This window comes from Microbulbifer epialgicus (genome assembly GCF_041447265.1).
GTDB classification, from domain to species: Bacteria; Pseudomonadota; Gammaproteobacteria; order Pseudomonadales; family Cellvibrionaceae; genus Microbulbifer; species Microbulbifer epialgicus.
In genome coordinates this window covers 1-14,140 of sequence record NZ_JBGMEK010000044.1, presented here as the reverse complement: position 1 = coordinate 14,140, position 14,140 = coordinate 1, and the positions used below count along the sequence as shown (strand labels likewise).

General features: G+C 52.6%; 12 protein-coding genes. 9 read left to right on the top strand and 3 right to left on the bottom strand.

Features of this window, described 5'->3' with window-relative positions; genetic code table 11:
• Positions 1-137: 137 nt before the first annotated feature.
• Together ACCI49_RS16550 and malT are read right to left on the bottom strand one after the other, a co-directional pair.
• Positions 138-1,778, bottom strand: coding sequence for an alpha-amylase family glycosyl hydrolase (locus ACCI49_RS16550; protein ID WP_371840205.1), 1,641 nt, complete (start codon positions 1,776-1,778; stop codon positions 138-140).
• 268 nt (positions 1,779-2,046) lie between these two features.
• Positions 2,047-4,803: an HTH-type transcriptional regulator MalT gene (malT, locus tag ACCI49_RS16545; RefSeq protein WP_371840204.1), complete on the bottom strand. Its 2,757-nt coding sequence runs from the start codon at positions 4,801-4,803 to the stop codon at positions 2,047-2,049.
• A gap of 375 nt (positions 4,804-5,178) precedes the next feature.
• On the opposite strand from malT, the gene ACCI49_RS16540 reads away from it, so the two are divergent.
• From ACCI49_RS16540 to ACCI49_RS16500, 9 genes are all read left to right on the top strand, one after another.
• Positions 5,179-6,066 (top strand): hypothetical protein, encoded by an 888-nt coding sequence (locus ACCI49_RS16540; RefSeq protein ID WP_371840202.1) that lies wholly within the window; start codon positions 5,179-5,181, stop codon positions 6,064-6,066.
• Between the two features lie 44 nt (positions 6,067-6,110).
• Positions 6,111-6,761 (top strand): MBL fold metallo-hydrolase, encoded by a 651-nt coding sequence (locus ACCI49_RS16535; protein ID WP_371840201.1) that lies wholly within the window; start codon positions 6,111-6,113, stop codon positions 6,759-6,761.
• 44 nt (positions 6,762-6,805) lie between these two features.
• Entirely contained in the window at positions 6,806-7,417 is a 612-nt protein-coding gene (locus ACCI49_RS16530) for a DUF2799 domain-containing protein (protein WP_371840200.1), read from the top strand.
• Between the two features lie 76 nt (positions 7,418-7,493).
• A complete protein-coding gene (locus ACCI49_RS16525; RefSeq protein ID WP_371840199.1) occupies positions 7,494-7,925 on the top strand; it encodes a hotdog fold thioesterase in 432 nt (143 codons plus the stop codon).
• A complete protein-coding gene (locus tag ACCI49_RS16520) occupies positions 7,926-8,660 on the top strand; it encodes a M48 family metallopeptidase (RefSeq protein WP_371840198.1) in 735 nt (244 codons plus the stop codon). It begins immediately after the preceding gene.
• A gap of 46 nt (positions 8,661-8,706) precedes the next feature.
• Positions 8,707-10,071: a 23S rRNA (uracil(1939)-C(5))-methyltransferase RlmD gene (gene rlmD, locus ACCI49_RS16515; protein ID WP_371840197.1), complete on the top strand. Its 1,365-nt coding sequence runs from the start codon at positions 8,707-8,709 to the stop codon at positions 10,069-10,071.
• Positions 10,072-10,257: 186 nt separating this feature from the next.
• Positions 10,258-10,626: a DUF2750 domain-containing protein gene (locus ACCI49_RS16510; RefSeq protein WP_371840196.1), complete on the top strand. Its 369-nt coding sequence runs from the start codon at positions 10,258-10,260 to the stop codon at positions 10,624-10,626.
• A gap of 55 nt (positions 10,627-10,681) precedes the next feature.
• Positions 10,682-11,077 (top strand): VOC family protein, encoded by a 396-nt coding sequence (locus ACCI49_RS16505; RefSeq protein WP_371840194.1) that lies wholly within the window; start codon positions 10,682-10,684, stop codon positions 11,075-11,077.
• Positions 11,078-11,090: 13 nt separating this feature from the next.
• Entirely contained in the window at positions 11,091-12,020 is a 930-nt protein-coding gene (locus ACCI49_RS16500; protein ID WP_371840193.1) for an SDR family oxidoreductase, read from the top strand.
• A gap of 24 nt (positions 12,021-12,044) precedes the next feature.
• On the opposite strand, the gene mnmH is transcribed toward ACCI49_RS16500, so the two are convergent.
• Positions 12,045-13,139 (bottom strand): tRNA 2-selenouridine(34) synthase MnmH, encoded by a 1,095-nt coding sequence (gene mnmH, locus ACCI49_RS16495; RefSeq protein ID WP_371840191.1) that lies wholly within the window; start codon positions 13,137-13,139, stop codon positions 12,045-12,047.
• Positions 13,140-14,140 lie beyond the last annotated feature (1,001 nt).

Below are 14,140 nucleotides of genomic sequence, written 5' to 3'. Positions count from 1 at the left end.
GGAAGGATAAGATGACGTTGCAGAGACACAGAAGAACACACTTTTCCCTGGGAGAGGTGGAGAGGATTTTCCTGAATTTTCAGCCCGCAGCTATAGCCGCTTTATGGGGAGTTAATTTATTTGACATAGGCTTTTGCTTACGAGTTTTTGCGATGCAGAATACAGGCTCCGGCTGGAGCCAGGGTGATCACAGCCCCCCCGTGTTGGTTTTTAAATAGCTTTGGGGTGATTTCTTTGGCGCTGATAAACTCTGAGGGGAGGGTATATTGCTCATTGTTTTTTCCCAGGTTCAGGATGACTAGGAATTCCTCATCTGCAGTACGGCGGATGAATACCATCAAATCGTTACTGGTATTGATCACTTCCTGTTGAGCTGTTGCCAGGCTCACCGGCAACGCGCGATGCCACTCGATCAGAGAGCGGAACTGGTTGAGCATGGAATGCTGGCTGTCTTCCTGCACACTGACGGCAAGATTTTGATGTTCCTGGGAAACCGGCAGCCACGGTTTATTTGTGGAAAAACCTGCATTTTTTTCTGCTTGCACCCAGGGCATTGGCGTACGGCAGCCATCGCGGCCTTTGAACTCAGGCCAGAGATTGATGCCATAGGGATCAACCAGGTCCTCAAATGCGATATCCGCTTCGGGTAAGCCAAGCTCCTCGCCCTGGTATAGGCACACACTGCCGCGTAGGGTTAATTGCATAAGAAGGAACAGGGGGGCGCGAGTCTGCGCCAATTCAGCACTAAAACCTTTGTTCCAGCGTGTAATTGATCGGGGCACATCGTGGTTGCTGATGGACCAGCAGGGCCAGCCTCTTTCGATCACCTCACGGTTCTTCTCCAGTGTTTCACGCAGGAATTCGGCGCTGCAATCTTCGGTTAGCAGATCGAAGGAGTAAGCCATATTCAAGCGATTTTCCGTGGTGTAATCGGTCATGATTTTGTGGGTGTTGTCGTCACCCACTTCACCCACGGTTACTGTGTCTGGGTATTGCTCCATTAGCTGGCGCACACGCTGCAAAAACACCAGGTTTTCCGGCTGGGATTTATCATTTTTGTGCCATTGGTAATCGTAGAGATTTACCGGTGGCAAGCCTTTTTCATCCAGCCTTAGAGGGCGTGCTGGATTATCAGCAAGCGCCTGTTGGTGGAAAATAAAATTCACGGCGTCCAAGCGAAAACCATCCACTCCGCGGTCCAGCCAAAACTTCATATCGGCCAGGAGTTGCTCCTGCACCTCGGGGTTGTGCACATTGAGATCCGGTTGTTCCTTGAGAAAATTGGCCAGGTAGTACTGGCGACGACGGGTGCACCAGCGCCAGGAACCACCGCCAAAAACGGATACCCAGTTATTTGGTGGATTGCCATCGGCTTTTGGATCTTGCCATATATACCAGTCCGCTTTGGAGTTATCGCGACTGGAGCGACTCTGCTCAAACCAGGGGTGCTGGTCTGAAGTGTGGCTCAGAATCTGGTCGATAATAATTTTCAGTCCGCGCTCGTGTGCGGCCTCAATAAGTCGGTCAAAATCCTGCAGCTGGCCAAAAATAGGATCGACATCGCGATAGTCAGCCACGTCATAGCCGAAATCCACCATTGGGGATTTGAAGAAGGGAGAAATCCAAATGGCATCTACACCGAGGGATTTCACGTAATCCAGCTTTTGTATAATACCGGGAAGATCACCGATACCATCGCCATTGGAATCACAGAAGCTGCGAGGATAAATCTGGTAAATAACACTGTTGCGCCACCACTCGGTGCTGTTGCCGCTCATGGATTACTGCCTTTTTTCATTATTCGAAGTGTGAGGCTTGCCCACACTGGAAGGATGCGCTGAGTATGGAGTAGCGTACAGCGGGCTACCTCCTCCCCGCCCAGGGGGGAGGGGCTGAGAATTGTGGTGCATTGGGGGAGAGCGATTGCAAACAACACCAAAATACGACTCACCCAAGGTGTGTCGCCATATTATAGTGAGTTAAAAGGCGTATTGGTGCGGCACATCCCTGTGCCCAAGCGCGGCTCGGAAGTGGCGCCTGGTGTGTTTAAGGTCGGTCCTGCACCGAACGCAGCATCTGCTCGGCCAAGGCGATGGCCTCTTGGCGGTCCTTCACATCCAACTTTTGGTAAAGACTGCGGATATGGGTCTTAATGGTACTGGGTGCCACTTTGAAGTGGCGGGCAATGCGCTCGTTCGACAGCCCAGAGTGAATAGCGTTAAGCACCTGCCACTCCCTGGGGGTCAGCGGTGAGTGACGCAGAAAATCCGGCACCGCATCGCTGGCCAGAATCTCCCGGATGATGGTGTCGTCCAGTTCTATGCGAATACCGCCATCCAGTTCCGGCTGCTGCTGAGTTATCCGAATCAGTTCCTGAGCTTTATTGGATTCAGCCTCATCAAGTCCGTACTCCAGGGCGGCTTTGAGAATGACGATCAGGGGTTTGCCGATTTGCAGGAAGCTGGCGCGGAATTCCCAGCCTGCGGCCAGTTGCAGGGCCTCGGCAATTGCCTCAACAGATTCATCGTGTTGTTTGCGTAACCACAGCAGGTGTGATTCGAGTACGCGATTGCGTAGGCGGTCGGTTACCAAGCCACATTCCCTGGCCACTTGCTGCAAGCGGCTCAGCAAGCGGTTGGCATCGGACCAGCGGTGTAGATCGATCAATGCGCGTACATGGTTGCGCCCATGGCATTGTTCAAAATGATTGCTGGGTCTGTCCGCCACTGGAGCGGTCTGCTCCAGCCAGGTGGCGATGGCGTTCTGGTTACCGAGGGCGCGCCAGGTTCGAATGCGGGTAGCGTCTGCATTGGCAACCCAGTCGCGGTGGTAGCGTTCGCCGGACAGGAGGCGCCCGATGCGATCGAGCCATTCCTGCGATTCTTCTTTTTCACCACGTGCCTGGGCGATTTTCAGTAACAGCGTATATTCCGGCAATAGCCAGTGCTCACCTACTTTGCGATTGATCTGCATACCGCGGCGGGCGGAGCGTTCAGCGCCCTCCAGGTCGCCTCGCTCCCACTGCAGCTGACCGCGCAACCTGCAGACAAATTCGGAAATCGGCAGAGTCGAGAGGTGGTGCTTCTGCACCAGGTTGTACACTTTTTCCTGCAGCGAGGCGGATTTCTTTAAAAGGCCCTGGGCAAAAGCGATCTCGGTTTGCTGGCAGATGGCCCAGGCGGCGCTGGGAATATCTTTCTCGGCAACAGCCAGGGCTTCCACTTCCTGCATATGGGCGCTGGCTTGTTCCAAGGCACCGAGGCAAAAGCTGGTTTCCCCGGTGACTAGCAATGCGGAAATTCGCTCTCCCAGTTGTTCACTGCGCAATAACCCCAGAGCTTCCTCGGCATACTCCTTGGCTTGCAGGGTCTGGCCGCGGGCGATGGCGACCTGAGCGCGCATAGTTGCGAATGCGCCCTCGTACAGGCGCCACTGCTGCGGGTCCTGGCGTTGCAGCTGGCTCTCGGCGGCAGCCAGGTATTTCTCGCACTGATCGTATTCGAAATTCTCCCTTGCCATCTTCGCAGATAACAGGGTGAAGCGCGCGCTGTGCTGCAGCTCCTCAGCTCCCAGCCACTCCAGGCAATCCCGTAACAAACGGGACTGGCCGCCGCGCAGCAGGAGTTCCCCCTGCTCATTCAGCAGTTGGTGTAAACGTTCACGGTCTCCGCCGGCGAGAGCGTGGCGCAGGGCTTCCACCGGTTGGCTCAATTCTTGCCAAGAGTCACAGGCGATACTGTGCAGCTCCAGCAACTGGTTTCGATCGTTCAGCTGGCGCTGTAGGAAGCGTGCGAATACCGGATGGAAGCGAAACCATTGATGGCTAGAATCCTGTGCTTGCAGGAAGAGACCGCGCCGCGCGGCCTCTTCCAGTAGCTGTTGGCCGTCTTCACGGCCGCTCAGGCGCTCCGCCAGCTGGCCGTTTACGCGGGTCAGAATTGAGGTGCGTGCAAGCAGCTCGCGCAGCTGCGGCTCCAGCTGCTCTAATACTTCTTCTGCGAGATAGTCGAGGATATGGCTGTGGCCCTGTTCCAGCTCCGCCAGATAGCGGTCCACTTCCCTGCGGTTGCGTACTGAGAGGGTGAACAGCTGTACCGCTGGTGGCCAGCCTTCACTCAAATGGTGCAGTTGGGCGGCGCGGTCAACATCCAGGGTAAATGGCAGACGTTGTTTGAGGAACTGGGCAATTTCCTCGGTGTTGAGAGCCAGGCTATCGCTACCCAGTTCCAACAGGCGCCCCTGTACTCGTAAGGTGGCCAAACCCAGGGGAGGTTGGCTGCGGCTGGTGAGGGCTATACCGACACCGGCTGGTGCGTGACGCAGGAGAAAACAGGTAGTGTCGTGTACAGCCTGGTTATCAATCTGGTGATAGTCGTCCAGCACAATACGCAGTTCACTGGGCAGGCCCCGCAACTCGGCTAGCAAATGGCTGATAGTAGTAGTCGGATCTGGGCATTGGGGTGCTGCCAATAGCTGAAGAGTCTGCGGCACACCATTGCCTGTAGCGCGGTGCACACTCTCTACCAGATAGCGGCAGAACTGACTCGGCTCATTGTCGCTGGAGTCGAGGGTATACCAGGCCACGGGATTATCCTGGCTCGCGGCCCAGGAGGTGACCAGAGTCGTTTTGCCATAACCCGCGGGCGCGGTGATTAGAAGGAGCTGGTCGCTATGGCAGTCGTTGAGTAGCGACAGCAGGCGCGGACGTACCAGGGCGTGCTCGGGGCAGTCCGGAAGGCTGTATTTAGAGGTTAATAGCATCGCAGCGGGCGAGTTTGTTTTAAGCGTCTGATTTTTATACAAAAGATATTATGCACCAGGAGAGCGCTAATGTGACAGCTTGGGGCGGGGGTAAAATTGGTAGACTTGTCTCGAATAAGGGTGGCGCGGGCTTCGCTTTGGGCAGTATATTAGTGACCGGATCAAATCAGTCATACCGATCCAAAGGGTGGTCGCCGACAGAGACACCTCCCTGTGCCCCAATCCGACGATCAAACAGGAACTGCCAGTGATTCTGAATCGCCGTTTAATCCCGGCAATTCACCAGTTCTCCCGGCCAGCTGTACTGCCGATACACATGAAACTTTTTACGCGGTAGATTCAGTTTGGATCATTGATAGTGCGCTGAGAGATATGGGCGCCACTTCGACAATAAGACAATAATAAGAAGAGGCAACTATGAAAGATATTGTGGTCCTGGCCGCTACAAGCGTAGGGCAGAGGGGGTTTACGCAGCCGCTGTTTTCGGCGTTGGAGGCTGAGCTGGGGGAGGACTGGCAGCGCCTTTATTGCGATACGCTGACTCCAGTGGAGTCTTTGCAGGGCAATATTGAGCGGGTATTCCAGGGCATGCGCAAAAGTGAGATCGACTGTCTGCGAGCGCGTAAATTCCTGCTTTGCAGTATGGCTCAGGGCGCTGCTCAGATGGGAGATATACAGCAGCGCGATGGAATTTATGAAAAAAACCAGAGAGCAATATATCGTACGCTCCAAAATGCCGCTGTGGCAGCTGGTGAACGCACTCCGGTGGTGTTGCTGAGCCACTCATTAGCTTGTCTCAATTTTTCCAACTATCTCTGGGATGCCCAACGCTCCAATGTCAGCCACGGTATTTGGCGCGATGGAGGGCCAGGCGATGTTCGCAAGGGCTCTGCCCGCGAGCGCTTCCTGCGCCTGAAAACCCTGAGTCATTGGTATACGCTGGGTCCCAGCCTACCGCTCTGGTGTGCCGGTAGGGCGCGTGAACAGATCCAGGCGGTAACGGCGGATTCCCGTGGCTACCGCTTCCGTTGGAAGAACTTCTATCATCCAGATGACCTGTTTGGCTGGCCCCTAAAACCCCTCGGCCCCACCTACAACCAAGCAGTATTTCGGGATTACGAAACCTCTGAGCTCAGCGGCCATCATAGAAGTGGTGCTATATCGCAATTGCTGCCCCTCGAAGACTACTGGCGCAGTGAATTGGTAATAGAACAGCTACTTGAGGACTTACGCAGCCTGCTAAAAAACGGTAACCGTGGAAGTTCTGCTGCGGCGCAGCGATCTCAGCGAGCAGTCGCGGTATAATTGCGGATTCCCGCAACTGTTCCCATAAAGGATAGGTCTCGCCTATGTCGCTGCAATTTCATTCGGTCCCGGTTACTCCCTTTCAGCAGAACTGTACGCTGCTTTGGTGTGAAGACAGCAAGCGTGCAGCAGTAGTGGACCCGGGTGGTGACATCGACAAGATCCTCGCCGCTGTAGAGGAGCGTGGCCTCAAGCTGGAGAAGATACTCCTCACCCACGGTCATTTGGATCATGTTGGGGGCACAGCAGCTCTGTCCAAGCAGCTGCAACTACCTGTTGAGGGGCCGCATCAAGACGATAATTTTTGGATAGAACAGCTGCCGGTACAGGCACAGATGTTCGGTTTCCCCGCAGTGGAAGTCTTTACTCCAAACCGTTGGCTGGAGCAGGGCGATACCGTTAGCGTCGGCGATGAAGAGCTGGAAGTACATCACTGTCCTGGTCATACACCGGGTCACGTGGTGTTTTTTCACCGTCAGAGTAAGCTGGCTTTGGTGGGCGATGTGCTATTTGCTGGATCTATAGGGCGAACCGATTTTCCCCAGGGAGACCACGATACTCTGATCCGCTCGATAAAAAAGCGCCTCTGGCCGCTCGGTGATGAAGTGCGATTTGTACCGGGTCACGGCCCCATGTCTACATTCGGTCAGGAACGCCAAACCAACCCATTTGTGGCAGATAAGCGTTTCGGCTGATTTTTTTAGCGGGAGAACAATAACTAATACGGGAGGCCGCCCCCATGTTTGCGAGACTGAATGTAACCCTGCTGATTTTTGCTGTTGTATTAAGTGGTTGTGCGGTGATTTCCGAAGACGAGTGTCGCTCTGGCCTCTGGTATGAGCGCGGTGTCCAAGATGGTGCCCGCGGGCGCTCTCAGTCTCTGGTGCAGGATTTAGCACAGGAATGTCAGAGCTACGAAATTTACGTAGACAATGAGGCCTGGTTGCGCGGTCACGAGGAGGGAGTGGAGCAATTCTGTACCCCAGATAACGGCTATCAACAAGGGCGCCGGGGACGTAGTTACGAAGGGGTGTGTACTGGCCCCACCGCTGACCTCTTTGAGGAGAATTACCAGCGCGGCTTCGCTGAATATCGGATTGAGCAACATTATCGCAAGTTATTGTGGCGACGCGATAATCTGGAGCGAGAACTTTATTCCCTGCATCACGCCCTCAGGCATACTGATAGTGACAGCCAGCGTCGCGCCCTGTACTTCCAGCACAGCCGACTTGAATGGGAATTGCGCATGTTGGATTTGGAATTACATCATTACGGACTTTTTGGACCCCACTATTTCACCCCTGGCCTATATCCTCGCGGCTTTTTTTCCTCCGCCTTTTTTTATTGGTGAGTTCACAGGTGGTGCATGTGCGTGAGGATAAACCCCGGTTGTGACTTCCTGGATTTTATTTTTAGAGAATTTTTTCATGGCAATTTGGCACACTACCCCCACTCTGGAAGAAATTAATCAGGGCAGCGCGCAATCTATGCCCGGTTATCTCGGCTTGGAATTTACGGCTATCGGTGAAGATTACCTGGAGGGCAAACTGCCAGTGGATCATCGTACCCGCCAGCCTTTTGGGATATTACACGGTGGTGCCAATGTGGTGTTGGCGGAGACCCTGGGTTCGGTTGGCGCCAATTTATTGGTGGACACTAGCAAGTACTACTGTGTTGGCCAGGAAATTAACGCCAATCATTTACGTCCAGTATCGGAAGGTGAGGTAACCGGCAGGGCCAAACCTGTACATATTGGACGCAGCAGTCAGGTGTGGGAGATCTTGATCTATGCGCCCAGTGGCAAGTTAAGTTGTATTTCCCGTATTACCATGGCGGTAGTAGCCCATGGTGGGCAGTAAATGCCAGAGCCCTCTGGGGCTCTTCCAGTGAGTGAAGCCAGCGAGTTTATTTTCGAGGACATACCTTATCGCCTGGTGCGTTCACCGAGGCGCAAGCGACTGGGATTGGTATTGGCTCAGTCCGGAGTGGAAGTGCGTATTCCGCAGCGTTGTGCGGCACGCCACGGCCATCAGTTCCTGCAGGAAAATATCCAATGGGTGCGTGCCCAGTTGCTCGCTGCCAATCAGCGTGCATCCCAGGTGCCGCATTATCGCTATATTTTTGGAGAGCAATTTCCCTGGCTCGGCAAGTTGATGCCCCTTGAGCGCGCGGCCAACACAAGAGCCGCGGGAATTGGTGAGGCGTCGATTCTTCTCTACACACGCGCCCAATCTCCCGGACAGGAGCAACTACAGAGTGCCTTACAGCGTTTATATCAGCGTGAAGCACTGGCTATGTTGACAGAGAAATCCCAGCTGATGGCAGACCAACTGGGAGTGACATTTTCTTCGGTGCGTGTACGCCGCACCAAAAGCAAGTGGGGACATTGCAGTATTCGCGGGGAGCTGCAGTATAACTGGTTGATTTGCTTGGCACCTGAGCCGGTAGTGGATTATCTCGTTGCCCATGAGGTCTGCCATTTGCGGCACCACAATCACAGCCGTGACTTCTGGTTGTTGGTGCAGAGTATATGTCCCCGCTTCAAGGAGTTGCGCCGCTGGTTGCGCGACAATGGCCACCGCCTCACTGTGTAAGAATTACCAGTGCAATTCAGATGTTTCGAATATTCAATTGATTAACATGAATAAAAAACCGCGTTTTATTACTTCGCGAAAGCCGGCGAACAAAACCTTGCCGGTCCAGGCCGAGGCTTGTGTAGAAAAATTCAGCCACGATATGCGTGGAATTGCCCGGGTTGCAGGGAAGACTGTATTTATTGATAACGCTCTGCCTGGTGAGAAAGTACGTTTTCGCTATAGTGCTCGGCGGGCCCGCTTCGATGAGGGTTCGGCGGTGGAAATTTTACAGGCATCCCCACAGCGTTGCGTACCGCGATGTCCCCATGTCAGTCTTTGTGGTGGTTGCTCGGTGCAACATCTTCAAGCAGATACACAAATTGTTGAGAAGCAAAAAATATTACTTGATCAACTTATCCGTATTGGGGGTATTGAACCCAAGGAAATATTAGCTCCCCTGGTTGCGGAACCTTATGGTTATCGGCGAAAGGCGCGTATTGGTATTCGCCAGGTGAAATCCCACAAGGGTAGGGAATTGATTTTTGGTTTTCGTGAAAAACGCAGCAACGATTTGACCAATATCAATGAGTGCCATGTATTACACCCGACTATTGCGCAGCAGATACCCGCACTGAAGAAATTAGTCGCTGAATGCGATGGCAAAGCACATTTTTCACAACTGGATGTAGCCGTAGGCGAGAATGCTGCGGCGTTAGTGCTGCGTCATCTGCAGCCACTTTCGGATGGGGACCGGGAGCGCTGGATAAGCTTCGCTGCAACAGCTGGTATATACATGTATATACAACCTGGTGATGTGTCGTCAATTCAACGCCTGTGGCCGGAACAGGGAGAGGCTTATCTCAGCTACCGACTACCGGAGTTTGATCTGACACTGCGCTTTCAGCCGCTGGATTTCGTCCAGGTGAACTTCGAAATTAATCGCCCAATGGTGGGCCTTGCTTTGCAGTTGCTAGACCCAAAACCCGAGGAACGTGTATTGGATCTTTTTTGCGGCCTGGGTAACTTTACCTTGCCCTTAGCGCGTAGCGCGAGTGAGGTAATAGGTGTTGAGGGTGTGACTGCGCTTACTCGTAGAGGTGTGGAAAATGCCGAGTTGAATAAATTGAATAATGTGCAATTTCACGCTGCAGACTTGAATGAAGAAATTACTAAACGGCCTTGGGCCAAAGTTGGTTTCGATAAAATCCTGCTGGACCCACCTCGCAGTGGCGCATTACAAGTTGTAAAAGGCATCGCGCGATTTAATGCGCAAAAAATTGTCTACGTGTCTTGCAACCCGGCCACTTTGGCGCGGGATGCCGGTGAGTTAGCGCAGCTAGGTTATAGCCTGAGCAAGGCCTGTGTGATGGATATGTTCCCACATACCGATCACGTGGAGTCTATGGCTGTATTTGAAAGGAATGCATAACTCGATTATTGGCAACATATCACCTTCACAGAGAATCCTAATTTGGCTCGCATACCTACAAGGGTGGTAGGGCTTATATGTTGGAATAGTCAAAGATAGATAAATAAAAATACGCCCTTGGCTATCGCATTGGTACCGAGGGGAAACTAACGTAAACTGCTGGAAAATCCACGAAGTGAAGATGTTATGCAAAGTACACCCCTAACCGATGATTTTGAAGAAAACTGCGCGCGCTTTTTGCCCGAGGCTGCTGGTCAGGGTTGTGTCTGGGCGCTGCAAGGGGATGAGGGCTTTGCATTGTGTGAGTCGGAAAAGCGCGCACGCACAGAGGTGATGCCTTTTTGGTCCCAGCGCGAGTTTGCCGAGATGCACTGTGAAGGCGATTGGGCCAACTACGAAGCGGTGGCTATCGACCTGGAAGAATTTATGGATGACTGGCTCATGGGTATGCACGAGGATGTGTTACTGGTGGGGCTGAATTGGAACAATGAACTGGACGGGGTAGAGCTTGAGCCGCTCGATCTGTTGGAGCAGCTGGAACAGGAGCTGCAGTAAGCTGCGCCAGAGTGCCCCATCCAGTGGATAAAAATTATACAGCAGGGTGTCTCAAATGGGGCAGATTCTCGGCTTGCACAAGGTTGTTTACGGTGTAACAGACATTGCTGAAGCCAAAGCCTGGTATTCAAAGCTACTTGAGCAGGAACCTTTTTTCGATAGCGATTGTTATGTAGGGTTTCGAATAGGCCAGTGTGAACTGGGCCTGAATCCAGATGCGCGCAGTGCGATCAGCCGCGCGGATGGTGTGATTGCCTATTGGGTGGTTGCGAGTGTGGCCGCCCAGGTTGAGCGTCTCGGAGCCATGGGGACGCGGCAGCACAACGATGTAGTTGATGTTGGCGAAGGCGTGTTGATGGCGAGTTTTCTCGACCCTTTTGGCAATATTTTTGGCTTGATTGAGTATCCCCAGATTCGGCCGGAGGTTTCGAACCCAAATTCGAACCAATAAACGGAGCAGTCCCGTGAACAGACCGCCAGTTTCCAGCTTTCGCACCACAGATCAGGGCTTTGCCGCTAAGAGTCTCGCGCAGATTGGGCGCAGCTATATAGCGCCAGACAGGGTTGCGCTAATTACCGGCTGTTCCAGTGGCATTGGGAGGGAGCTGGCCCTGACGCTACATCGCCGCGGCACAATCGTTATTGCCACTGCGCGACGCCCGGAGAGCCTGCAAGAGCTGGCCGACCTCGGTATTGCCACCGAGGCCTTGGATGTTAATTGCCAGGCGGATATTAACCGTGTTGTGCATGCCTTGAAGGCCGCTTATGGACGCCTGGATATTTTAATTAACAATGCCGGTTATGGTCAGATGGGCCCTCTGCTGGAACTGGACACACGTGCACTAGAAAAGCAGTTCCGTACCAATGTATTTGCGCCGCTCGCTCTGGTGCGCGCCTGCGTGCCGCTAATGCGTGCAGGGCGGGGTGGCATTGTGTGCAATATCGGTTCTGTTTCCGGCGTGTTAGCAACGCCTTTTTCTGGCGCCTATTGTGCTTCCAAGGCGGCACTGCACACTCTCTCAGAAGTATTACGCCTTGAATTAAAGCCCTTCGGCATTCGGGTGATGACGGTGCAGCCAGGTGCTATCGCTTCGGAATTTGGCCGCCATGCAGAGGTGTCACTGCGTGGACTCCTGCCCCCGGATTCCTTATACAAGCGCCAAGAAGAAGCAGTGCGTGCACGTGCCCAAGAGTCACAGCAAAATGCCACCTTGGCCAGTACTTTGGCGCGAAGGTTGGTGCGGGAGCTACTGCGTAAGCGCCCCCGTACACTGGTGAGAATTGGCAACCGCAGTAGCCTGTTGCCGTGGCTCGCGCGTTGGTTGCCGAGTGGCCTGAAGGACTGGATTTTGTTGCGCCGTTTTAAATTAAACCGCCTGGCACACAAGGCCTGAGGTAGGTTTCCTTCCTGGCGTTATTTATATCCCTGCGGTTTCTCTATCCCTGAGCCAGTCTTGCACTTCGCAGTGGTTTCCGCAGAAAAGAACTTCGCTCTTGCGCTTTTTCATTAAGTAGGTGTAACTGCCATCGTAGTATTCCCGCAATAGAGCCATAACCAAAGGGATATAAGCCTCGCTGTTGCCACTATGTTCGAGTTCCCGATTAGCTTCGGCCAGTTGTGTATCCAGCTGTTGGTAACGCAGCCCGCCCAGGCGTTTGCGTATCTTACTCAGGTTATTGCGCAAGTCCTCTCCCAGATCGGCTGCTGCGGAAATATCTGCAGAGCCAAAACGTGGCAGTGCTCTATTGACATAATCTCGGACTATACGGCGGGCTCGATTTTCTAGGGACTCTTCAACGAGTACTCTCGGAGCTACTTTCATGGCGGCTTGCAGTACTGGCGGTAGGGCACAACGGCCAATTAAACGGCTTTCATCTTCAACAAAAACTTGTCCAGGTGCTTGGGCCAGTTTTAACAAATCAATACTTACCCGGTTCTCGAAATCAATTTGGGACGGCTGTTCTTGTCCGGTGCGGCCAAAACTGGAGCCACGATGTTGGGCGATGGCTTCGAGATCCAGGGCACGGGGGGTGGATTGGATCAGTTCTGTTTTCCCACAGCCTGTGTGGCCGGCTATGACGACCAGCGACAGCTGCCGGCTGTGGTTTTCCAACTCATTGAGGAGGTAGTTGCGCATGGCCTTGTAGCCCCCCTCTATCAACGGATAATCAATGCCTTCATCACATAGTATTTTTTGTGTGGTGCGCGAACGCAGGCCTCCACGAAAACAGTAGAGATAGCCTTGGGGGAACTTATCGATAAAGGTTTTCCAGGCGAACAAGCGATCCTCTACCACCCCCTGCGTAGCCAGCTTCCAGCCCAATGCGATAGCGGCTTGCTGGCCTTGATTTTTGTATTCGGTGCCAACCAGTTCTCGCTGCCGGTCATCTAGAAGGGGGTGGTTTTCGGAGCAGGGGAAGGCACCCCTTTGGAATTCCACCGCTGCACGAACATCCATCAAAGGGGTATCATCCAGGAACAATTTCTGGTAATTCGCAGTATCTTGCCGCAAGGGGCTTCTCCAGGATATGTTTCGCCCGGATTGTAACGTGCCTGGCAGGATTTTTCCTTGCCAATAGTTGTGGTTAAGGATAGGTCACCATTAACGGATAATAAATAGTGGATTTGCTCAATAATTAATGGTTGCCAGAAATTTTGAGTGTGAAATAGAAATCCTTTAGATTTAATTTTAAAACACTAAAATGCAAATCCGTTTATCCACTGGGCAATCTTATTGCTGGTGTATAGAGGTACCCTTAAAGTGTTGAAAGAATCTTGGCAGTTTTTTGAATACATTGACATTGGCCCGGTTTGGAAAGGTTGAGACAGAGAAAATTCTATCTTCTATGGAAGGTCCGGTATTGTAATTTTAGCGCGATAATAACAAGGTGTAAAAATGAAAAAATATATTTACCAGCCGATAAATGGTAAATAAATGCTCGATTTTTCGGAGAATATGGAGAGCGCTTACCTGGTAGATTTGTTGACTTGCATCTTTGCATCTTTGCATCTTTGCATCTTTGCATCTTTGCATCTGTGGGTCAGGTTGCGATGGTGAAAAACTAAGGCTCTGGACCCAGCGCTTACGTGAGGCGATGGCCGCTATTCACAGGAGCCTTGAAGTAACTGGATACCTGGGCTGGTTCGACGCAACTAGGTCTCTGTTACTAAAAAGAGGGAAGGAAAGAATACACTGCGCTCGGGACCGTATGAGGCATGAATGCCGATTACGAGCTTACAGGGATGTATTCACAGCGCGTCTCGAGTGTATGTATTCTTTCCTTCTGACCCAATAGTAAGGTCAAGGTTAATACCCAGTATTCTGGTTTGGAACAGCATGCGGTCACTTTCTCTTAATAATTACTAGTCTTGATTAATGGAATGGCGTAGGTGTCTGCCATCTTCCTTCCACTATTTAGAGGATGTTCAAAACTCTGTGTCAGCCAAATGGCCTCATAAGCTGATGTATTTTTCCAAGCGATCTGGAAAGTGGATCGTCAGTTGTGACAGTGT